Below are 21,225 nucleotides of genomic sequence, written 5' to 3' on the forward strand. Positions count from 1 at the left end.
TACAAGGTCAACGACACCGCCAACGTCGTCTGCGGCAACGTCCCCACCGCCAACGCCACCGTCTACATCATCGACACCGTCCTGATGCCGAAGTAGACCGGCTGAGGGGGGACTTGGGCGCGTCACTCCGGCCGGCCACCCTGTGTCCTGTATCCGGTTCCTGTCACCCGGCAGGAACCGGATACAGGACCTGGCGCTCATCCGCCGCCTTCAGGCCGCCGCACCGCGACACCAGGTGGTACGGGACACGAGGTGGTACGGGACACGAGGTGGTACGGGACACGAGGTGGTACGGGACACGAGGTGGTACGGGACACGAGGTGGTACGGGACAGCGGCGTGCGCACCTACCGGGCCCGGACCGTGGCCAGCACCTCCCGGTGCGGCTGAAGCGTGAGCGCCGGCACCGGGAGTATCTCGCCGGGGTCGACATCCAGGTCGAAGCGCCGCGCCAGCACGGCCAGTACCAGCACGGCCTCGACCATGGCGAACCGCGCCCCGAGGCACGCCCGGGGCCCGCCCCCGAACGGGAACCACGCGTACTCCGGTATCCCGTCCCCGTCTTCGGGCCCCCACCGCTCGGGCCGGAACTCCTCCGGCTGCGGGAACCACCGGGCGTCCCGGTGAGTGGCCCACTGGCTGCTCCACACCCGCGTCCCCGGAGGCAGCGGCAGCCCACCGATCCGCGCACCCTCCCGGGCGACGCCGGTGAGCAGCCAGATCGTCGGATAGAGCCGCAGCGTCTCCTTCACCACCGCTTGCGCGTAGGTCAGTCGCGCGTAGTCGTCGAAGCCCGGCTCGCGGTCACCGAGCACCCGGTCCAGTTCGCCGGCGAGGGTTTCCCGCACCCTGGGGCTGCGCGCGAGCAGGTACCACGCCCACACCAGCGTGCTGCTGGTCGTCTCGTGTCCGCCGATGTACAGGGTGACCGTCTCGTCGCGTACCTCCTCGTCCGAAAGACGCGCCCCGGTCTCGTCCCGCGCGGCGAGCAGCCGGCTCAGCAGATCGGGACGTTCCCCGTCGCCCTGCCGGTGTTCCGTGACGACCCGGGCGACCTCCGCGTCGATGACCGCGGTGGCCCGCCTGATCCGGGACCGTCCGCGCGTCGGCACCCAGTCCGGCAGCAGCGCCCCGATGCCGCTGAACTCCGCGCCGATCTCCCGCTGCGCGACATCCATCGCCCGCCCGATCGCCCCGGCGTCGGCGCCGGTGTCCGCGCCGAAGATGGTACGGACCGCGATCCGCTGCGTGAGAGCCGCCATCTCCCGCTTGATGTCGACCCGTTCACCGTCCGACCACCGGTCGGCGAGCTCCACCGCGCACCCCGCCATCGTGGAGGCGTACGACCGCACCTGCTTGGGCCGCACCGACGGCTGCACCAGCGACCTCTTCCGCCGCCACTGCGCCCCCCGGGCCACCACCACCCCGTTGCCCATGACGGTACGGAACGCGATCCCGAGGTCCGGCTGGTCGAAGGTCCGCTCCGTCTCCGTCATCAGCTCGCCGATGTGCCGCGGATCGGCCAGGAACAGCGACGGCCTGGGCCCGAACCGCCAGCGCACCATGTCGCCACGTGCCCGCAGCTTTTCGAAGAAGGCGAGCGGATCCTTCCCGAACTGCGGCAGGTTGCCGAGGACCGGCACCCCGCGCGGCCCCTCCACGGTCGTCACGGCCTCCTCCCGCTCCGACCCCCGCCTCCGGGTCTGTCCTTCCCCCTGCGCCCCCGCGTCGGCGGCCGCACCCGTGCCCGTGGTCATGACGGTCTCCCCTGTTCGGACGGCGTGCGTCGCGTCACGTCGTGCGCTGTGCACGACTCCATCGAAGCGCACCGGTCCGACACCGCACCACCCCTGTGGACAACTCACCACTACACGCCACACAAGCCCCGTTGACCTCACACGCACGAATGCGCCGCCTCCTCAAGGGAAGCGGCGCACCATGGCGGAGACAGACGAAGGACCGGACGAAGCCGTCAGCCCACCGACGAGTAGGCGACAACGCCCCGCAGTACGGCGTCGACCGCCTTGCGCGCGTTCTTCGTGACCGTACTGCCTTCGGCCGAGGACGGCGCGGCCGCCGCGATCTGCCCCAGTACGTCGATGACCTGCTTGCACCAGCGGACGAAGTCGCCCGCAGGCATCTCCGCCTCGCGCAGCACCTCGTCGAGCCCCTTGCCGGAGGCCCACATGAACACCGCCCAGGCGAAGCCGAGATCGGGCTCGCGCTGCCCGACCCCCTCCGCCTGATTGATCTTGAACTCCTCCTCCAGGGCGTCGAGCCTGCCCCAGATGCGGACCATCTCGCCCAGCGCGCTCTTCGCCGGCCCGGTGGGCACCTTCGGCGCGACCGCGTCGTCCGCCTGACGCGCCTCGAAGACCAGGGCCGAGACACAAGCGGCCAGTTCGGCCGGATTCAGTCCTTCCCACACGCCCTCGCGCAGGCACTCGGACGCCAGCAGGTCGAGCTCGCCGTAGAGCCGGGCGAGCCGCTTGCCGTGCTCGGTGGCCGCGTCGCCGCGCAGATAGTCGAGCTCGGTCAGCAGGGCGTAGATCCGGTCGAAGGTGCGGGCGATGGTGTTCGTCCGTCCCTCGATACGCCGCTCCAGCTGCTTGGTGTCGCGCTGGAGCCGGTGGTAGCGCTCGGCCCAGCGGGCGTGGTCCTCGCGCTCGTCGCAGCCGTGGCACGGGTGCGCGCGCAGTGCGGCGCGCAGTCGCGCGATCTCGCGGTCGTCGGCCGCCACCGCGCGCTGCTTGCGGTTCCGCTCCGGCGCGATGTGCCCGGCCTTGGTCCGCAGCGCGGAAGCCAGATCACGACGCGACTGCGGGCTGCGCGCGTTGAAGGACTTCGGAATCCGCATCCGCTCCAGTGCCTCCACCGGCACCGGGAAGTCGATCGACGCGAGCCGCTTGACCTGCCGCTCGGCGGTCAGCACCAGGGGCCGCGGCCCGTCGTGCTGGTCGAATCCGCGGTGCCCGTTGGCGCGCCCGGCGGGCAGCCCCGGATCCAGCACCAGTGCCAGTCCCGCGAACTTGCCGGTGGGCACATGGATGACATCGCCGGGCTTGAGCTTCTCCAGCGACGCGGCCGCCGCGACCCGCCGCTGCGTGGCGCCCTGCTTGGCCAGCTCGGTCTCGCGGTCCTTGAGCTCACGGCGCAGCCGCGCGTACTCCTCGAAGTCTCCGAGGTGGCAGGTCATGCCCTCCCGGTACCCCTGGATGCCCTCTTCGTTCCGCTGGACCTGCTTCGAGATCCCGACGACCGACTTGTCGGCCTGGAACTGCGCGAAGGAGGTCTCCAGCAGCTCGCGCGAGCGGTGCCGCCCGAACTGCTGCACCAGGTTGACCGCCATGTTGTACGACGGCTTGAAGCTGGAACGCAGCGGGTACGTCCGCGTCCCGGCCAGCCCCGCGAGCGCGCCCGGGTCCATGCCGCGCTGCCACAGGACGACCGCGTGTCCCTCGACGTCGATGCCGCGCCGCCCGGCCCGGCCGGTCAGCTGGGTGTACTCGCCGGGGGTGATGTCGGCGTGCTGTTCGCCGTTCCACTTGACGAGTTTCTCCAGCACCACCGAGCGGGCCGGCATGTTGATGCCGAGCGCCAGCGTCTCGGTCGCGAAGACGGCCTTGACCAGCCCGCGCACGAACAGTTCTTCGACCACCTCCTTGAAGGTCGGCAGCATGCCGGCGTGGTGCGCGGCGATGCCCCGCTCCAGACCTTCGAGCCATTCGTAGTACCCGAGGACGTGCAGGTCCTCGCCCGGGATGGACGCCGTCCGCTCCTCGACGATCTCGCGCACCAGCTGGCGCTCGTCCTGGTCGTTGAGGCGCAGGCCCGCGTACAGACACTGCTGTACGGCGGCCTCGCAGCCGGCCCGGCTGAAGATGAACGTGATCGCGGGCAGCAGCCCCGCGCTGTCGAGCCGCTCGATGACCTCGGCCCTGCCGGGCGTCCAGATGCGGCTGCGCTGCCTGCGCTCCCGCTCCCGGTCCGCCTCCCGCATGTTCCGGCCGCGGCGGCGGTCGCGCGTGAACGGGTTGCCGTTCTCCATCCGCGCCATGCGCACCAGGTCGGGGTTGACCTCGCGCCTGCCGCCCCGGCCGTCGTCGGACTCCTCGAAGAGGTCGTACATCTTGCGTCCGGCGAGCACGTGCTGCCACAGCGGCACGGGCCGGTGCTCGGAGACGATCACCTCGGTGTCGCCGCGGACGGTGTCCAGCCAGTCGCCGAACTCCTCCGCGTTGGAGACGGTCGCCGACAGCGACACCAGCGTCACCGACTCGGGAAGGTGGATGATCACCTCTTCCCAGACGGCGCCGCGGAAGCGGTCGGAGAGGTAGTGCACCTCGTCCATCACCACATAGGCGAGCCCGCGCAGCGCCTGCGAGCCCGCGTACAGCATGTTCCGCAGGACCTCGGTGGTCATGACGATCACCGGGGCGTCGGCGTTGACGCTGTTGTCACCGGTCAGCAGTCCGACCTTGTCGGCGCCGTAGCGCCTGACCAGGTCCTGGTACTTCTGGTTGGACAGCGCCTTGATGGGCGTGGTGTAGAAGCACTTGCGGCGCTCGGCGAGCGCCAGGTGCACGGCGAACTCGCCGACGATGGTCTTGCCCGAGCCGGTCGGAGCGGCCACGAGCACGCCCTTGCCGGCCTCAAGGGCTTTGCATGCCTCGATCTGGAACGGATCCAGCTCGAAGTCGTACAGCTCGCGGAAGGGCGCAAGCGCGGTGGCCTGCTCGGCGGCGCGGAGCCGGGCAGCGGCGTATCGCTCAGCTGGGGAAAGGTCCTCTGTCATCTTGTCTTCGAGCCTACCCGCCACGTATGACAGTCAGCCGGATCTTTAATCGACAGCCGCAGAACCGCGGAGCGCCCGGGCCGCGCCGGTCACCCGGCGAGTCCCGCGGGGTCAGGTGACGTCGTCGTAGCCGTTCAGCTGCTTCGGCCGGGATCCGACGCTCTCGCCGCCCGCCTGCTCGGGCAGGGCGCGCGCGGCGGGGACGGTTTCGACCGCGCCGACCGCCTCCGGGGTGAGGTCGAGCTCCGATGCCTCGTCGTCGTCCAGCTCGGTGTCGGGGTTGTTGCGGGCCCGTCGTTTGTCGTTCAGCAGCGAGAATCCGACCGCCATGAAGTAGAAGACGGTGATCGGCCCGGCCAGGGCCAGCATGCCGATCGGGTCGGTCGTCGGTGTGATCACGGCACCGAAGAGGAAGACACCCATGATCACGCCGCGCCACCACTTGAGCATGCGACGGCCGGTGAGTACGCCCGTGAGGTTGAGCATCACCAGCACCAGCGGCAGCTCGAAGGCGAGGCCGAAGACGAGCACCATCCGCAGGGTGAAGTCGAGCACGTCCCCCAGGGACAGGATGTTCGCGGAGCCCTCCGGCGTCAGGCTGATGAGCACCTTCACGCTGACGGGGAGGATGAGGTACGCGAGGTACGCGCCGGCCGAGAACAGCGGCACAGCGGCACCGACGAACGCGTACGTGTACTTCTTCTCGTTCCTGTGCAGCCCCGGTGCCACGAACGCCCAGAGCTGGTACAGCCAGACCGGGCTCGCGAGGACGAGGCCGGCGGTGAGGCTCACCTGAATGGTCACGCTGAAAGGAGCCATCAGCGTGTTGAAGGAGACGATCGCGCAGTTGCCGCCGTCGCTGGTGACGCCCGGCTCGCACTTGGGCACCGACTGCGTCAGGAACGACATGAGGTCTTCGCTGTACACGAGGGCCACGATCGTGACCACCATGATGGCGAGCAGGCCCTTGGCGAGCCGGTTGCGGAGCTCGCGGAGGTGCTCCACGAGAGGCATGCGCCCCTCGGGGTCCTTCTCCAGTTTGGGGGCAGACTTGAGCAACCCACGTCCTCATCTCGTGCGGCAGGCGGTCACCGCTCGTCGCGGTGCCTGCGGCGGCCCAGGTGTCAGCGCTTGGTCGTGTCGGTCGGCTCGGCCACGGGGCGCGAGCTCGTCACGTCACCCGGTGCGGCCTTGATCGTACGAGGCGCGGGCATGGTCTGGTCCTGGGCGGTGCCCGTCGCGTGCGGCGGGTCGGCCGGGGCGCTCTGGTCGTCGTCCTTCTTCATCGCCTTGGCCTCGCTCTTGAGGATGCGGGCCGACTTGCCCAGCGAGCGGGCCATGTCCGGGAGCTTCTTGGCACCGAACAGCAGGATGATGACGACGAGGATGAGAATGATCTCGGTGGGGCCGAGCCTACCCATAGCTTTTACCTTCTTCACCGAGGCGACAGGGAGTCTGATGCCCGACCGGCCGGACGCTTGTCCGGTCGCCGCGCTGGCTGCGATCGTAACCCGTGGGAGTAAACGCGGGGCAATGCCTGTGCGTACTTCGAATTGCGGCCCGCGCCTCGCTCAAGGAGCCGCTCCACCAGCGTACGCCCCGGCCTCTCGCCGGCGGAGGCCGCGCTTCCTACCGCCAGGATTCGCCACTGCGCGCCAGGTTCCCGGCCGCCCGCTCCAGGTTCTCCGCGGCCGCGTTGATCTCCGCCGAGGTGTCGGCGACCTGACGGCCCAGACGCTGGACCTCCAGGAACACCCGGATCGCCAGGACGCCGAGTACGGCGAGACCGGAGAAACCAAGAGCGATTGCGAGCATCGGCCAGAGCATGCGCAGAGCCTAGACGGTCAGACGGTGGAGTGGAGTCGCAGCGTCCGCACGCCGCCGCCGGTGAGGAGCTCGACGATCCGCTCGCCCGCCGGCTTGCGGACCGCCGCCGCGCACTCGGGGCAGGTGAAGGAGTAGAAGGTCGTACGGCGGCTGGCGCCGATCGCGAGGCGCAGCGAGCCCGCGGACAGTTCCGAGCGGGCGCCGCAGTCGGGGCAGCCGGCCTTGAAGAGGACCGGACCCGCCTGGGTGGGGATACCGGGCAGTAGCGACATGTCCACCAATCTCCTTACACCTGGCCGGGACTCTCGTACGCCGCGAGCGCCTCGCGGGCCGCCTCCCGCGCGCTGGCCGCCAGCTCCGGGGGCGACACGATGTGGCCGTCCCCGCCGAGGCGCAGCGCCAGCCGTCGCAGCGAGGCCGGTTCCGGCGTGCGCAGGGTGATCCGCAGACCGCCGTCGGGCAGTTCTTCCGCGCTGTCGTGCGGGTAGTACTCGGCGACCCAGCGGCCGCCGGGCCCGACCTCCACCACGACCTCGGGGTCGTCCGCCGAGGGCTGGACCAGCCCCTCCGACAGGTCCCGCAGCTCGATCTCCGGCGGTACGGACGGCTCGTCGAGCAGCCTGATCTCGGCGACCCGGTCGAGCCGGAACGTACGCCGCGCCTCGGAGTGCCTGCACCAGGCCTCCATGTACGTATGTCCCAGGGCGAAGAGCCGGATCGGGTCCACCTCGCGCTCGGTGAGCTCGTCGCGCGCCGGGGAGTAGTAGCGCAGCCACAGCCTGCGCCGCTCCGAGATCGCCCGGTCGACCTCGGCGAAGACGCCCCCCTCGGACTCGAAGGTCACCGACAGCCTGGAGCTGGCGCCCGCCGCCTCGCCCGCCGCGGCCTCCAGCTTCGCGGTGGCACGCAGCAGCGCCTGCCGGTCGCCCTCGCGCAGGCCGGGAAGGGTGGAGACGGCGCGGGCGGCGACGAGCAGCGCGGTGGCCTCGTCGGCGGCGAGCCGCAGCGGCTCGGCGACGTCGTCGGGGTTGTGCCACCAGATCCGGTCGCCGTCGGTGTCGATGTCGAGCAGGTCGCCGCCCCGGAAGCTCGTTCCGCACATGGGCAGGACGTCGAGGTCGGAGATCAGCTCGTCCTCGGTGATCCCGAAGGCGCGGGCGACGTCACTGACGTGCGCGCCGGGGCGCTCGCGCAGGTACGTCACCAGGGACAGCATCCGCCGGGTCTGGTCGATCGCGTTCGTGGCCATGAGTCGTGGTCCCCTCAGTCCTTGGCCACGGCGCGCAGCCGGTCCACGACGTCCGCCCGCAGGTCAGCGGGGGCCAGTACGACGACCTCGGGGCCGAGCTCGACGAGCCCCGCGTCGAGCCCGTGGCCGTACGGAATCTCCAGCTCGTCCCAGCCGTCGCCCAGGTCCCGGACGGCCGTGGCCCTGGCCCGCAGCGGATAGCCGGAACCCGGGCGCAGCCTGATCAGGGCCGTGCGGGTGGCGGTCTCGCCCGCCCAGCTCTCGACGGTCTCGCGCACGGTCACGACGTCCGGCACCTCGGCGGTGAAGGCCCCCGCGCGGGAGCGGACCTTGCCGGTGATCCGGGAGAGCCTGAAGACGCGCTCGGCGCCGCGCTCGCGGTCCCACCCCGCGAGGTACCAGTGGCCGCGCCAGCACTCCAGCGTCCACGGTTCCACGTGCCGGGTCTCGGCGCGGGCGGCGTTCGCCTTGCGGTAGTCGAAGACGACGGGGCGCCGGTCGCGGCAGGCCAGCATCAGCGGCTCGAAGGCCGTCTCGTGCACCGGAATCCGCGGTTCGAGGGCGCTGTGGTGGCCTTCGTACGGGTCCTCCGCCTCCGGCATGCCCGCTGCGCGCAGCTTCTGCAGCGCGCCGCTGGCGGCGCCGGCGAGGCGGGCCTGCTGCCAGACCTTGGCTGCGAGGCCGAGGGCGGCGGCCTCCTCGGCGTCGAGGGTGATGGGGGGGAGCCGGTTGCTGTCGCGGCGGGCCAGGTAGCCGACCTCGCCGTCGAGGTTCTCGACGGTCTCGATGACCAGACCGAGTTCGCGCAGATCGTCCTTGTCGCGCTCGAACATCCGGTTGAAGGAATCGTCGGTGCCGGCCTCCAGGTAGGCCTCGATGGACCCCCTCAGCTCCCGCTTGCTGAGCGGACGCCGGGTCCCCAGCAGGCACAACGCCAGATTCATCAACCGTTCGGCCTTGGCAATCGCCATCGGCACCCTCTCTCTTGCTCCACGACCCTCGACCGTACCGCTCCGGGGTGTCCCGGCAAAAGCCGAGGGCCCATGCCGGACGGCATGGGCCCTCGTACCGCTCCTGGCCGATCAGACCGCGACGAGGTCGCAGACGAAGATCAGCGTCTCGCCCGGCTTGATGGCGCCGCCGGCACCCTGGTCGCCGTACGCGAGGTGCGGGGGAATGATCAGCTCACGACGACCGCCGACCTTCATGCCCTGGACGCCCTGGTCCCAGCCGGCGATGACGCGGCCGGCGCCGAGCGGGAACTGCAGCGGCGTGCCGCGGTTCCAGCTGGAGTCGAACTCCTCACCGGTGGAGAAGGCCACGCCCACGTAGTGGACCTTGACGTTCTGGCCCGCCTGAGCCACCGCGCCGTCGCCCTCCCAGATGTCCCTGATCTGCAGGTCCTTCGGCGGCTCGCCACCCGGGAAGTCGACCTCGGGCTTTTCGATGCTCACGGAAAATGCTCCTCTGTACTGCGGACTGGGCAACCTGGACAGTCTTACATCACCGCGAGAATGTCCACCTGGAAGACCAGCGTCGAGTTCGCGGGGATGGCGTCCTGCTTCTTGTCGCCGAAGGCCTGGTCCGGCGGGATGACGAGGAGCACACGGCTGCCGGCCTTCTTGCCGACCAGGCCGTCCTTGAGGCCCTTCAGGGTGACCTGTGGGAGGGCGAACTGCTGGGTCTTGCCCTGGGCGTAGGTGCTGTCGAAGAGCTTGCCGTCCTTCCAGATCAGTCCCTGGTAGGCGACGGTCACCGTGTCGGTCTCCTTCACCTTCGCGCCGTCGCTCTCCAGCACGTAGCCGGAGACCAGCTTCTTCGGCGGGTCGGACTTCTTCGGGACGGTGACCTTCGGCGCCTTGCCGTCGGTGTTGGTGCCGATCTTGGGCAGGTCGATGTTGCCCTGCGCGACCTCGCTGCCCTTGGCGGACGCCGGGATGGACTTGGCCTTCAGGATGTCCACGACGAAGACCAGGGTGGCGTTGGGCTTGATCGTGGGGGGCTGGCCCTGCGCGCCGTAGCCGTCCTCCGGCGGGATGACGAGCTGGACGCGGCTGCCGACCTTCTGGCCCTCCAGGCCCTTGTCCCAGCCGGGGATGACCATGCCGGCGCCGAGGGTCAGCGGGAACGGCTGCTTGCGGTCGAAACTGTTGTCGAAGGGCTTCTTGGAGTCCCACTGCTGGCCGAGGTAGTTCACCTCGATGGCGTCACCCTTCTTGAGGGTCGCAGCGTCGTCCTTGCCCTTGCTGAGGACCTCGACCTTGAGTTCCTTGGGCGGGTCTCCCTCCCCCTTGGCGAGGGTCGGCTTCTCGCCGAACTTGGCGCCCGCGGTGATCGCCGGCACTCCGTTCTTCGACGAGGTGGAGTCGGAGCCCTTGTCGTCGCTGCCGCACGCCGCTGTCGAGAGCAGCAGCAGGGGGACGACAAGTAGGCCGGCAAGTCGGCGCACGTGTTCCTCAGATCTCAGACGGCACAGTAGTGCTCGCCACTCTAAGGCGTGGCCGGGCCCCGCACGAGGAACGTGCGGGGCCCGGGTTGCGTTCCCCGCCGGGTTCGCGACGGCCGGATCACCTCCGGATCACATGCCGGCGATGAGCTTCTCCACCCGGTCGTCCACCGACCGGAAGGGGTCCTTGCACAGCACGGTGCGCTGCGCCTGGTCGTTGAGCTTGAGGTGCACCCAGTCGACGGTGAAGTCCCGGCGCTGTTCCTGGGCCCTGCGGATGAAGTCGCCGCGCAGCCGCGCCCTGGTGGTCTGCGGAGGCACCGACTTTCCTTCGAAGATCTTCAAGTCGTTGCAGATGCGGGCGGCTTGCCCCTTCTTCTCCAGCAGGTAGTAGAGCCCGCGCCGACGGTGGATGTCGTGGTACGCGAGGTCTATCTGGGCGACCCGGGGGTGAGACATGGTCATGTTGTGCTTGGCCCGGTAGCGCTCGATGAGCTTGTACTTCATGACCCAGTCGATCTCGGTGCCGATCCGGTCGAGGTCCTCCGCCTCGATCGCGTCGAGCGCGCGGCCCCACAGTTCGAGGACCTGCTCGACCGTGCCCGTACGGATGCCGCGGCGGTCCACGAAGTCCACGGCCTTCTCGTAGTACTCGCGCTGTACCTCTATGGCGGAGGCCTCGCGGCCGCTGGCCAGCCGCACCTTGCGCTGACCGGTGGTGTCGTGGCTGACCTCGCGGATGGCCCGGATCGGGTTCTCCAGGGTGAGGTCGCGCATCACCGTGCCCGCCTCGATCATGCGCAGGACGAGGTCGGTGGCACCGACCTTGAGCAGCATGGTCGTCTCGGACATGTTCGAGTCGCCGACGATGACGTGGAGCCTGCGGTAGCGCTCGGCGTCCGCGTGCGGCTCGTCGCGGGTGTTGATGATCGGCCGGGAACGGGTCGTCGCGGAGCTGACACCCTCCCAGATGTGCTCGGCACGCTGGCTGACGCAGAAGACCGCGCCACGCGGGGTCTGCAGCACCTTGCCGGCTCCGCAGATCAGCTGCCGGGTGACGAGGAACGGGATGAGGATGTCCGCGAGCCTGGAGAACTCTCCGTGGCGCGCCACCAGGTAATTCTCGTGGCAGCCGTAGGAGTTTCCCGCAGAGTCGGTGTTGTTCTTGAAGAGATAGACGTCGCCCGCGATTCCCTCCTCGTGCAGGCGGCGTTCGGCGTCGACGAGCAGACCTTCGAGAATGCGCTCGCCCGCCTTGTCGTGGGTGACGAGCTCGGTCACGTTGTCGCATTCGGGAGTTGCGTATTCCGGATGCGATCCCACGTCGAGGTAGAGGCGGGCGCCGTTCCGCAGGAAGACATTGCTGCTGCGGCCCCATGACACAACACGGCGGAAGAGGTAGCGCGCCACTTCGTCAGGAGACAGTCGGCGCTGTCCCCTGAACGTGCACGTGACGCCGTACTCGTTCTCCAGCCCGAAAATGCGGCGGTCCATGACTGAACATTACGCCTGATGCCCTGTCCTGAAACCGGGTTCGGCCGCACCGATTCGATCATTTTCGCAAGGCATTACGACGGAGTCCGTGGGAAGGGGCGCGACAAGGGGAATCGCGAGAACCCGCCGGGTGGCCAGCAGGACCAGTAGCGCGGCGACTCCACCGGCCGCCGCGACGGCGAAACTCGCGGCGGTGCCGCCGTGCTCGACGGCCGGTCCCGCGGCGCCGGTTCCGACCGCCGCGCCTACGCCGAAGGTGGTGACCAGCCAGGAGAATGCCTCGGTGACGGTGCCGCGGGGGGCGTGCCGGTCGACGACGATGAAGGCACAGGCGAGCGCGGGTGCGAGGAAGACGCCGGAGACCGCGGCCAGTACGACCATCGCGGGAATGCCGGGGGTGAGCATCAGCGGCAGGTAACCGGCCGCCAGCAGCGCGACCAGGAACCGCAGCCGTCGCTCGGGGGCGCCGGCCCACTGCCGGGCGCCGTACACCATGCCGCCCGCGAGCGCGCCGAGGCCCAGCGCCGCCATCAGCCAGCCGTACACCGCCTCCCGGCCGTGGTCGTCGGCGTACGCGACACCCGCGACGGTGATCGAGCCGAGGGCGAGGCCGACGAAGAAGAACGCACCGAGGAGGGCCAGCAGGCCCGGCGAGCGCAGGGCGCCCAGCCAGTGGGCCTCGCGGGGCGCCGAACGCCAGGCACGCGAAGGCTCGGAGAGCACGACCGAGAGCGCGCCCAGCACGCCCACCGCGTTGATGACGAGGAGTGCGGCCGCCGGCGACCGGAGCGCCACGAGCAGGGTGACGAGCAGGGGACCGACGGTGAACATGATCTCCTGGGCCACCGCGTCCATGGCGTACGCCCGGTGCACCCGGTCCTCGCGGCCGAGCACATTCGGCCACAGGGCCCGCAGGCCCCCTTCGAGGGGCGGCGTGAAGAGCCCGGCGAACGCCACGGCGGCGTACGCGAGCGGCAGCGGGTCGATCCCGGCGAAGGTGAGCAGGACCATGCCGAGGGCCGACAGGACGGCGGCGGGGAGCTGTACGCGCGGCTGCCCGTGGAGGTCCACGGCGCGGCCGAGCAGCGGCTGCCCGACGGCGTTGCCGAGCCCGTACACCGCGGCGAGACCGCCGGCCAGCGAGTAGCTGCCGCCCTCGGCGCGGGTGAAGAGCACGATCGCGATGGGGGCGGTGGCGTTGGGGAGCCGGCCCACCAGGGTGCCCGCCAGCAGGCGCGCGGCGTGCCGCGTCCTGAGGAGTTCCGCGTATCCCGCGGCCATGTCTGCCCCTCTCCGCTTCGGCACACACCGAAGTTTTACGTATAACGTCCTGTGTCATACGTACCATGAGCCAGGCCGCGGGTCCACCTCGCGGCGGAAAGCCGTTGCTGCGGAGGCACGAGTGACCAGCCCGGACAACCCCCACGACGCCCGCGCCGTCGCCCGCCCGGTGGCGCCCGCCACGACGCCGACCAGCAGGGACGTCGCCCGCGCCGCCGGGGTCTCGCAGGCCACCGTGTCGCTCGTGCTGGGTGACAAATGGCGCGGGCGGGTCTCGGAGCGCACCGCGGACCTGGTGCGCGGGACGGCGCGGGAGCTCGGGTACCGGCCCAACCTCGCCGCCCGGAACCTGCGCCTCGGCAGGACCAGGACCGCCCTGCTCGTCGTGCCCGCGCTCACCAACGAGTTCTTCGCCCGGGTCTACGCGGGCGCCGCCCGCACGGCCGCCGAGCACGACTTCGGCGTCGTCCTCTATCCCTCCCCCGACGGGACGGGCCCCGCCCGGGACCCCTTCGCCTCGGCCCGGGCCGCGCTGGACGGCGTCATCGCGTCCTCCATGGCGGCCGGCGCCCTGGGGGCCATCCGGGGCGCGGGGCTGCCGCTCGTGATGCTCGACAGCGATCCGGCGGACCCCGGCGCAGCCGCGCACGTGAACCTCGACATCGCCGACGGGATGCGCCAGGTGACGGAGCATCTGCTCGCCCTCGGCCACCGCCGGTTCGTCCACCTCGCGTCGGCCGTGGACTCCTGGACCTTCGACGTACGCGCCGGAGCGCTCCACGCCGCGCTGCGTCAGGCCCCCGACGCCGTCGTACGCACGGTGTCGGCGCCCCTGGACGTACACGGCGCCCGGCGCGCCGCCGAGCTGGCGCTCACCGGCCCCGGGCCCCGGCCGACGGCGCTCGTCTGCGACGACGACATCCTCGCCGCGGGCGCCTGCAAGGCGCTGCGGCGGCTGGGCCTGCGGGTGCCCGAGGACGTCTCGGTCACCGGCTTCGACGATCTGGCCCTCGCGACCGCGGTGGAACCCGAACTCACCACCGTGCGGCTGCCCGCCGAACAGGTCGGAGAGCGGGGCATGGCGGCGCTGCTGGCCGTCCTGGACGGCCGCAGGCCCGAGGGCGGCGACCTCCCGGTGGAACTGATGGTCCGCGGCTCCACCGCACACGCCTGACAGGTCTCCGGCACGCCTGTGCCCCGGGCCGCTGGGCGGTCCGGGGCACAGGCCGGAAGGTCCGGAGCGGCTACTCCCCGGCGCCCTCGGTGTCCTCGGTGTCCGAAGGGGTGTCGGTGGGCGCGGCCGCGTCGCCGTCCGCCTCCAGCAGGCGGGTCAGCTGGCGGCCGACGATGCGCTTGAACTTCCGCTCCTGCGGCCGCGTACGGTCCAGGACCGCGACCTCGAGCCGCTCGGCGGGGATCTCCCGCTCGCCTCCGTTGGTGTCCCGCGAGAGCGCCTGCACGGCGAGCTTGAGCGCCTCCGCCAGCGTCATCCCGTCCCGGTGGCGCTGGTCGAGGAAGCTGCTGATCTGCTCCGCGTTGCCGCCGACCGCGACCGAGCCGTGCTCGTCCACGATCGAACCGTCGTGCGGCAGCCGGTAGATCTGGTCACCCTCGGGCCGGGCGCCGACCTCCGCGACGACCAGCTCCACCTCGTACGGCTTCTCCCCGTTGCTGGAGAAGATCGTGCCCAGCGTCTGCGCGTAGACGTTGGCGAGGCCACGGGCCGTCACATCTGCACGGTCGTAGGTGTAGCCGCGCAGATCGGCGTACCGGACGCCGCCGATTCTGAGGTTCTCGTACTCGTTGTACTTGCCGGCGGCCGCGAAGCCGATCCGGTCGTAGATCTCGCTGAACTTGTGCAGCGCACGGGACGGGTTCTCGCCGACGAATACGATGCCGTCGGCGTACTGCAGCACGACAAGGCTGCGACCGCGGGCGATGCCCTTCCGGGCGTATTCCGCCCGGTCGGCCATGGCCTGCTGGGGTGAGACATAGAACGGCGTCGACACCGGCTATCCGTCCCTTTCTGTCAGTGGCACGTGGGTTCGGAAGACAGGGGCCGTCAGAGGAGCGCGGCCCGGGGACCGTCGGGCTGTTCCATCCGCCGCTCGAGGATCGAGCGGGCGAGCTCGGAGGACTCCGCCTCGTTGAGCCGCCGGAACCCCTCTTCGGTGATCACGGTGACGATCGGGTAGATACGGCGGGCCATGTCCGGGCCGCCGGTCGCCGAGTCGTCGTCGGCGGCGTCGTACAGCGCCTGGACGACCAGGGTGGTCGTCTGCTGCTCCGTCAGATCGTCGCGGTAGAGCTTCTTCATCGACCCGCGGGCGAAGATGGACCCGGAGCCCGTGGCCGCGAAGCCGTGCTCCTCGGAGCGGCCGCCCGTCACGTCGTACGAGAAGATGCGGCCCTTGTCGCGGTCGGCGTCCCAGCCCGCGAAGAGCGGGACGACGGCCAGCCCCTGCATCGCCATGCCCAGATTGCTGCGGATCATGGTGGAGAGCCGGTTCGCCTTGCCCTCCAGGGACAGCTGGGCGCCCTCGACCTTCTCGAAGTGCTCCAGCTCCAGCTGGAAGAGCTTGACCATCTCCACGGCCAGACCGGCGGTACCCGCGATGCCCACCGCCGAGTACTCGTCGGCCGGGAAGACCTTCTCGATGTCGCGCTGCGCGATCATGTTGCCCATGGTGGCCCGCCGGTCACCGGCGAGCACCACGCCGCCGGGGAACGCGGCCGCGACGATGGTCGTGCCGTGCGGCGCCTCCACGACGCCCTGCATGGGCGGCAGGACACGCCTTCCCGGCAGCATCTCGGGGGCGTGGTCGCCCAGGAAGTCCATGAACGACGACGAGCCCGGCGTCAGGAAGGCAGCCGGCAGACGCCCGGTGCTACGAGGGTTGGCTTCCACGCGTTTCCTTCCGGGTAGGCGGCGGCCCGCCCCTGGGGGCCGGGCCGATCTTTCGAACTGTGCACGGACCATACCCGTGCGGTCGCCGGTCATCCGCCCCGGTGTGCCGGATCTGGATCACGGTACCGGGGCGGACGACGAGGACAACAGGCGCTACTCCCCGCCCTTTTGGACGAAGGAGCGCACGAAGTCCTCCGCGTTCTCCTCGAGCACGTCGTCGATTTCGTCGAGTACGGAGTCGACGTCGTCCGACAGCTTTTCCTGCCGCTCCTTGAGGTCCTCGGATCCCTGCGCTTCCTGCGCCGTCTCCTCGGTCCCCTCGGTGGAACGCGTGGCCTTCTGCTGTCCGCCGTCGGTGTCCTTGGTCGCCATCTCTGCCTCACCCCGCTCGCTCGGTTCGATGTCCTTGATCAGACCCTACAAGCGGGGTCTGACATCCGCGCCGTACTTTCACAACGCGTGGGGATCACCTCGATGATTCCCCCGCGCCGCCCCTTTCAGCCCCCGGAAAGCACCCGGACCAGCTCCTCCGCCGTACGGCAGCGGTCCAGGAGCTCCTTGACGTGGTTGCGTGTACCGCGCAACGGTTCCAGTGTGGGGACCCTCTGGAGCGAGTCCCGGCCCGGCAGGTCGAAGATGACCGAGTCCCAGGAGGCCGCCGCGACGTCGTCCGCGTACTGCTCCAGGCAGCGGCCGCGGAAGTACGCGCGCGTGTCCTCAGGAGGCTGCGTGCGGGCCTGCTGCACCGCGGTCTCGCCCAGGAGCCGCTTCATCTTGCCGCGGGCCGCCAGGCGGTTGTACAGGCCCTTCTCGGGGCGTACGTCGGCGTACTGGAGGTCGACCAGGTGGAGCCTGGGGGCGTCCCAGTCCAGGCCGTCGCGCCTGCGGTAGCCCTCCAGGAGCTCCCGCTTGGCGATCCAGTCCAGCTCGCCGGACAGGCTCATCGGGTCGTTCTCCAGCCGGTTCAGCACGTCCTCCCAGCGCCCCAGGACGTCCTGGGTCTGCTCGTCGGCGTCGGCGCCGAACCGCTCCTCGACGTACTTGCGCGCCAGCTCGAAGTACTCCATCTGAAGCTGGACAGCGGTCAGTGTCCGGCCGCTGCGCAGCGTGATCAGCCGTTGGAGCGCCGGGTCGTGCGAGACCTGGTGCAGGGTGCGCACCGGCTGGTCGACGGCGAGGTCCACATTGATGAAGCCGTCCTCGATCATCGACAGCACCAGGGCCGTCGTACCCAGCTTCAGGTACGTCGAGATCTCGGAGAGGTTCGCGTCGCCGATGATCACGTGCAGCCTGCGGTACTTCTCGGCGTCGGAGTGCGGCTCGTCGCGGGTGTTGATGATGGGGCGCTTGAGGGTCGTCTCCAGGCCGACCTCGACCTCGAAGTAGTCGGCGCGCTGACTGATCTGGAAGCCGTGCTCGTGGCCGTCCTGGCCGATGCCGACGCGGCCGGCGCCGGTGACGACCTGCCGGGACACGAAGAACGGCGTCAGGTGGCGCACGATGTCCGAGAAGGGGGTTTCCCGCTTCATCAGGTAGTTCTCGTGCGTGCCGTACGACGCGCCCTTGTTGTCGGTGTTGTTCTTGTAGAGGTGGATCGGCTGGGCGCCCGGCAGCTGGGCCGCGCGCAGCGCCGCCTCCGCCATGATCCGCTCGCCGGCCTTGTCCCAGAGCACCGCGTCCAACGGGTTGGTGATCTCCGGCGAGCTGTACTCGGGGTGCGCGTGGTCCACGTACAGCCGCGCGCCGTTGGTGAGGATGACATTGGCCAGGCCGATGTCCTCGTCGGTGAGCTGGCTGTTGTCGGCGGCTTCCCTCGCGAGGTCGAAGCCTCGCGCGTCCCGCAGTGGGTTCTCCTCCTCGAAGTCCCAGCGGGCCCGCCGCGCCCGGTGCATCGCCGCCGCGTAGGCGTTGACGATCTGGGACGAGGTGAGCATGGCATTGGCGTTGGGGTGGCCGGGGACGGAGATGCCGTACTCCGTCTCGATGCCCATTACTCGCCGTACGGTCATGCGGCCCTCCTTGCCCGGCGTCGCCCCCGGACGGGGGCGGCACTCAAGTACCGCTGGTTCTCCGGTGCGTGTGCGGTGCCCCGATCCCGCACTGCGCGACCCGGCGGTACCGAAGAGCCTAGAACGCCTCTGCGCTGGTGGGGAGATCAATTCCGTCATTGCTCTGGTGTGGTCGAAATGGCGGCCGCCGCGGCGGCCGCCGCCATGGAGAAAGCAACCGGCTGCGGACGCCCGCGCGGGCACCCGCAGCCAGTCCGCGATCTACAGGTACTGACCGGTATTCGCCACCGTGTCGATGGAGCGTCCGGTGTCCGCGCCCTGCTTTCCGGTGACGAGCGTGCGGATGAATACGATCCGCTCGCCCTTCTTTCCGGAGATGCGGGCCCAGTCGTCCGGGTTCGTGGTGTTCGGCAGGTCCTCGTTCTCCTTGAACTCGTCCACGCAAGCCTGGAGGAGGTGGGAGACCCGAAGGCCTTTCTGGTTGTGGTCGAGGAATGCCTTGATGGCCATTTTCTTGGCCCGGTCGACGATGTTCTGGATCATCGCGCCGGAGTTGAAGTCCTTGAAGTACAGGACTTCCTTGTCGCCGTTCGCGTACGTGACCTCGAGGAATCGGTTCTCCTCGGACTCGGCATACATCTGCTCGACGACCGACTGGATCATGCCGTGCACCGCGGCTTCTCTGGAGCCGGTGTGCTCGGCCAGGTCGTCCGCGTGCAGCGGCAGCGTGGACCGGAGGTATTTCGCGAAGATGTCCTTCGCCGCTTCGGCGTCCGGACGCTCGATCTTGATCTTGACGTCGAGCCGGCCGGGCCGCAGGATCGCGGGGTCGATCATGTCTTCGCGGTTGGAGGCGCCGATGACGATGACGTTCTCCAGGCCCTCCACGCCGTCGATCTCGGCGAGCAGCTGCGGAACGATGGTGTTCTCCACGTCCGAGCTGACACCCGAGCCACGGGTGCGGAAGAGCGATTCCATCTCGTCGAAGAAGACGATGACGGGGGTGCCCTCGCTCGCCTTCTCCCGGGCACGCTGGAAGACGAGACGGATGTGCCGCTCGGTCTCACCGACGTACTTGTTGAGGAGCTCGGGGCCCTTGATGTTGAGGAAGTAGCTCTTCCCCGCGGGCTGGCCGGTCACCTCGGCGACCTTCTTGGCGAGCGAATTGGCGACGGCTTTCGCGATCAGCGTCTTGCCGCAGCCGGGCGGGCCGTAGAGCAGGATGCCCTTCGGAGGCCGCAGTTCGTGTTCCTTGAAGAGGTCGGGGTGGAGGTAGGGAAGCTCGACCGCGTCGCGGATCAGCTCGATCTGATTGCCCAGACCGCCGATCTTGTCGTAGTCGACGTCCGGAACCTCTTCGAGGACGAGCTCCTCGACCTCGCTCTTGGGGATGACTTCGTAGACGTAGCCGGACCTGGGTTCCAGCAGCAGGGCGTCGCCGGGGCGGATGGTCACGTCCATCAGCGGCTCGGCGAGCCGCACCACCCGCTCCTCGTCGGTGTGCCCGAGCACCAGGGCGCGCTCGCCGTCCTCAAGGATCTCCTTGAGGGTGACGATTTCCCCGGCGCGCTCGAATTCCATGGCCTCGACCACGTTGAGCGCTTCGTTGAGCATGACTTCTTGGCCGCGCCGGAGCTCTTCGAGCTCCACGCCGGGGCTGACGTTCACCCGTAGCTTGCGGCCGCCGGTGAAGATGTCGGCCGTGCCGTCCTCGTTCGCCATGAGGAAGACACCGAAGCCGGCCGGCGGCTGCGCGAGCCGGTCGACTTCTTCCTTGAGGGCCACGATCTGGTCGCGGGCCTCACGGAGCGTATTGGCGAGCCGCTCGTTCTGAGCGGACACGCCTGCCAAGTTGGTCTGCAGCTCGACGATCCGCTCTTCGAGAATCGTCGTATGACGCGGAGAGTCGGCGAGCTTGCGGCGCAGGACGGCGATTTCCTGCTCGAGATAGGCAACCTGGCCGGCGGGGTCCTCAGACCCTCGCCCCGGCCGGATGCCGCGGTTGATGTCGTCGTCGTGGGCTGCCACGGTCCTCACCTCCTCCAAGGGGAGCTGGACGCTTCCTGACCCTACCTGGGCGGGTGCGGGTTGAAACCCCTAGATCACAAAGACTGCGGGGTGTGTCCGATCTTCACCCTTGCGTACTCCCTCACACCAGGGGAATACCCACCCATCAACATCGGAAAGCGGGCGGTTGTATCGTCGAAGTGTTCAACACCCGTCAGGGCTGGCTTCAATTGCTACAACCGCGCAGGAAACGGCAGGAGATATGACCGTGCAGGAGAAGGCTCCCACCGCCGACGGAGCGCAGACGGGCGACCCGCTCGAGGTGTGGATCGACCAGGACCTCTGCACCGGCGACGGCATCTGCGTGCAGTACGCCCCCGACGTCTTCGAGCTCGACATCGACGGCCTGGCGTACGTGAAGAGCTCCGGCGACGAACTGCTGCAGAGCCCGGGGGCCACAACGCCCGTACCGCTGCCGCTCCTCCGGGACGTCGTCGACTCCGCGAAGGAGTGCCCGGGCGACTGCATCCACGTACGTCGGGTTTCGGACAGGGTCGAGGTCTACGGCCCTGACGCGGAGTGACGGATCACATACTGCGCGCGTCGACCGGCAGAACGGTCCGGGCGAACTTGCCGCCCCGCCACTGCCACTTGACCTTCTCCGTCACGTCCGGGCAGCAGCGGGCCACGTCCGGCGACGAGTAGCCGAGCAGGGTCGCCGAGACGGCGCCGGCCCGTACGGTGAAATCGCTGACGCCCATCCCGTCCGCCGGGTCCACCAGGGTCGCCACGACGCGTGAAGGCCCGGTGAGGACGAAGACCCCACTGGGCGGGGTGCCGATTCCCGACGCGCAGCGTACGACCGCCACGGTCTCGGGCCGGCCGTCGCCGTCGAGGTCGCCGGAGCCCTTCTTGACCACGGCGGGCTTCCCGCCGCGGCACTCCAGCGGGTACACGGCGCTCGACGCGTCGGGCGCGGCGGCGGCCCGGGCGGCGGGCGCGGCGGGGCCGGGGGCGGACTGCGAGGCGGTGGCGGCTTCCGGCTGGAGCAGGGCGGCCGCGGCCACGACCGCGGCCATGGCGGCGGCGGTGGCGAGCCAGTGCACCGGGCGGGACCGGGTGTGCGCGAGGTCCAGGGCGGCGGAGGTCTGCACGCGGGGTGTCTCCTGGGGCTGTGCCGGTGGGGTGGCGAGCATCGTGCCACACGTCA

At 69.8% G+C, this 21,225-nt stretch carries 21 protein-coding genes and 1 pseudogene; 3 read left to right on the forward strand and 19 right to left on the reverse strand.

Features of this window, described 5'->3' with window-relative positions; genetic code table 11:
- The coding region (locus tag ACWDZ4_RS32340; protein ID WP_451511975.1) for a fasciclin domain-containing protein at positions 1–96 on the forward strand (96 nt) is incomplete at its 5' end.
- 250 nt (positions 97–346) lie between these two features.
- Here ACWDZ4_RS32340 and ACWDZ4_RS32345 read toward each other — a convergent pair.
- The 12 genes from ACWDZ4_RS32345 to ACWDZ4_RS32400 all read right to left on the reverse strand — a co-directional run bounded on the left by ACWDZ4_RS32345 (position 347) and on the right by ACWDZ4_RS32400 (position 13,091).
- On the reverse strand, positions 347–1,756 hold the full coding sequence (locus ACWDZ4_RS32345; protein ID WP_451511951.1) for a cytochrome P450: 1,410 nt from the start codon (positions 1,754–1,756) through the stop codon (positions 347–349).
- A 215-nt stretch (positions 1,757–1,971) separates the two neighbouring features.
- Positions 1,972–4,794: a DEAD/DEAH box helicase gene (locus ACWDZ4_RS32350; RefSeq protein ID WP_451511952.1), complete on the reverse strand. Its 2,823-nt coding sequence runs from the start codon at positions 4,792–4,794 to the stop codon at positions 1,972–1,974.
- Positions 4,795–4,905: 111 nt separating this feature from the next.
- Positions 4,906–5,808 (reverse strand): twin-arginine translocase subunit TatC, encoded by a 903-nt coding sequence (tatC, locus tag ACWDZ4_RS32355; RefSeq protein WP_451511976.1) that lies wholly within the window; start codon positions 5,806–5,808, stop codon positions 4,906–4,908.
- Positions 5,809–5,918: 110 nt separating this feature from the next.
- The gene (tatA, locus tag ACWDZ4_RS32360) at positions 5,919–6,215 is read right to left on the reverse strand and encodes a Sec-independent protein translocase subunit TatA (protein ID WP_451511953.1); all 297 of its coding nucleotides are present in this window, start codon (positions 6,213–6,215) and stop codon (positions 5,919–5,921) included.
- A 208-nt stretch (positions 6,216–6,423) separates the two neighbouring features.
- Positions 6,424–6,621, reverse strand: a complete 198-nt coding sequence (locus tag ACWDZ4_RS32365) for a hypothetical protein (protein ID WP_344493375.1) — start codon at positions 6,619–6,621, stop codon at positions 6,424–6,426.
- Positions 6,622–6,638: 17 nt separating this feature from the next.
- Positions 6,639–6,893, reverse strand: a complete 255-nt coding sequence (locus ACWDZ4_RS32370) for a hypothetical protein (RefSeq protein WP_451511954.1) — start codon at positions 6,891–6,893, stop codon at positions 6,639–6,641.
- 14 nt (positions 6,894–6,907) lie between these two features.
- Positions 6,908–7,870 (reverse strand): helix-turn-helix transcriptional regulator, encoded by a 963-nt coding sequence (locus ACWDZ4_RS32375; protein WP_451511955.1) that lies wholly within the window; start codon positions 7,868–7,870, stop codon positions 6,908–6,910.
- 14 nt (positions 7,871–7,884) lie between these two features.
- Positions 7,885–8,841 (reverse strand): helix-turn-helix transcriptional regulator, encoded by a 957-nt coding sequence (locus tag ACWDZ4_RS32380; RefSeq protein ID WP_451511956.1) that lies wholly within the window; start codon positions 8,839–8,841, stop codon positions 7,885–7,887.
- 111 nt (positions 8,842–8,952) lie between these two features.
- Positions 8,953–9,324, reverse strand: coding sequence for an FKBP-type peptidyl-prolyl cis-trans isomerase (locus ACWDZ4_RS32385; RefSeq protein ID WP_451511957.1), 372 nt, complete (start codon positions 9,322–9,324; stop codon positions 8,953–8,955).
- A gap of 44 nt (positions 9,325–9,368) precedes the next feature.
- Positions 9,369–10,319 (reverse strand): FKBP-type peptidyl-prolyl cis-trans isomerase, encoded by a 951-nt coding sequence (locus ACWDZ4_RS32390; protein WP_451511958.1) that lies wholly within the window; start codon positions 10,317–10,319, stop codon positions 9,369–9,371.
- Positions 10,320–10,448: 129 nt separating this feature from the next.
- Positions 10,449–11,810, reverse strand: a complete 1,362-nt coding sequence (pafA, locus tag ACWDZ4_RS32395) for a Pup--protein ligase (protein ID WP_069929580.1) — start codon at positions 11,808–11,810, stop codon at positions 10,449–10,451.
- A gap of 9 nt (positions 11,811–11,819) precedes the next feature.
- Positions 11,820–13,091 (reverse strand): MFS transporter, encoded by a 1,272-nt coding sequence (locus ACWDZ4_RS32400; protein ID WP_451511959.1) that lies wholly within the window; start codon positions 13,089–13,091, stop codon positions 11,820–11,822.
- Positions 13,092–13,260: 169 nt separating this feature from the next.
- Here ACWDZ4_RS32400 and ACWDZ4_RS32405 point away from each other — a divergent pair, with 169 nt between their 5' ends.
- Positions 13,261–14,265, forward strand: a complete 1,005-nt coding sequence (locus ACWDZ4_RS32405) for a LacI family DNA-binding transcriptional regulator (protein WP_451511977.1) — start codon at positions 13,261–13,263, stop codon at positions 14,263–14,265.
- A gap of 70 nt (positions 14,266–14,335) precedes the next feature.
- On the opposite strand, the gene prcA is transcribed toward ACWDZ4_RS32405, so the two are convergent.
- The 6 genes and pseudogenes from prcA to arc form a co-directional block, all read right to left on the reverse strand.
- Complete coding sequence (prcA, locus tag ACWDZ4_RS32410; protein WP_451511960.1) at positions 14,336–15,100, reverse strand: proteasome subunit alpha; 765 nt, start codon at positions 15,098–15,100, stop codon at positions 14,336–14,338.
- A 53-nt stretch (positions 15,101–15,153) separates the two neighbouring features.
- On the reverse strand, positions 15,154–15,969 hold the full coding sequence (prcB, locus tag ACWDZ4_RS32415) for a proteasome subunit beta (protein ID WP_451511978.1): 816 nt from the start codon (positions 15,967–15,969) through the stop codon (positions 15,154–15,156).
- A pseudogene (locus ACWDZ4_RS32420) lies at positions 15,951–16,034 on the reverse strand (endonuclease VII domain-containing protein); the annotation flags it as partial. The gene prcB and the pseudogene ACWDZ4_RS32420, both read right to left, overlap by 19 nt.
- 118 nt (positions 16,035–16,152) lie before the next feature.
- The gene (locus tag ACWDZ4_RS32425; RefSeq protein WP_093801645.1) at positions 16,153–16,371 is read right to left on the reverse strand and encodes a ubiquitin-like protein Pup; all 219 of its coding nucleotides are present in this window, start codon (positions 16,369–16,371) and stop codon (positions 16,153–16,155) included.
- Between the two features lie 125 nt (positions 16,372–16,496).
- The gene (dop, locus tag ACWDZ4_RS32430; RefSeq protein WP_451511961.1) at positions 16,497–18,008 is read right to left on the reverse strand and encodes a depupylase/deamidase Dop; all 1,512 of its coding nucleotides are present in this window, start codon (positions 18,006–18,008) and stop codon (positions 16,497–16,499) included.
- Positions 18,009–18,269: 261 nt separating this feature from the next.
- The gene (gene arc / locus ACWDZ4_RS32435) at positions 18,270–20,036 is read right to left on the reverse strand and encodes a proteasome ATPase (RefSeq protein ID WP_451511962.1); all 1,767 of its coding nucleotides are present in this window, start codon (positions 20,034–20,036) and stop codon (positions 18,270–18,272) included.
- Between the two features lie 241 nt (positions 20,037–20,277).
- Here arc and ACWDZ4_RS32440 point away from each other — a divergent pair, with 241 nt between their 5' ends.
- Positions 20,278–20,598 carry a ferredoxin gene (locus ACWDZ4_RS32440; RefSeq protein WP_451511963.1) on the forward strand — a complete coding sequence of 107 codons (321 nt, stop codon included), beginning with the start codon at positions 20,278–20,280 and terminating at the stop codon, positions 20,596–20,598.
- Between the two features lie 4 nt (positions 20,599–20,602).
- Here ACWDZ4_RS32440 and ACWDZ4_RS32445 read toward each other — a convergent pair whose 3' ends face one another.
- Positions 20,603–21,169 carry a hypothetical protein gene (locus tag ACWDZ4_RS32445; protein WP_451511964.1) on the reverse strand — a complete coding sequence of 189 codons (567 nt, stop codon included), beginning with the start codon at positions 21,167–21,169 and terminating at the stop codon, positions 20,603–20,605.
- Positions 21,170–21,225 lie beyond the last annotated feature (56 nt).

This window comes from Streptomyces sp. NPDC003016 (assembly GCF_053591455.1).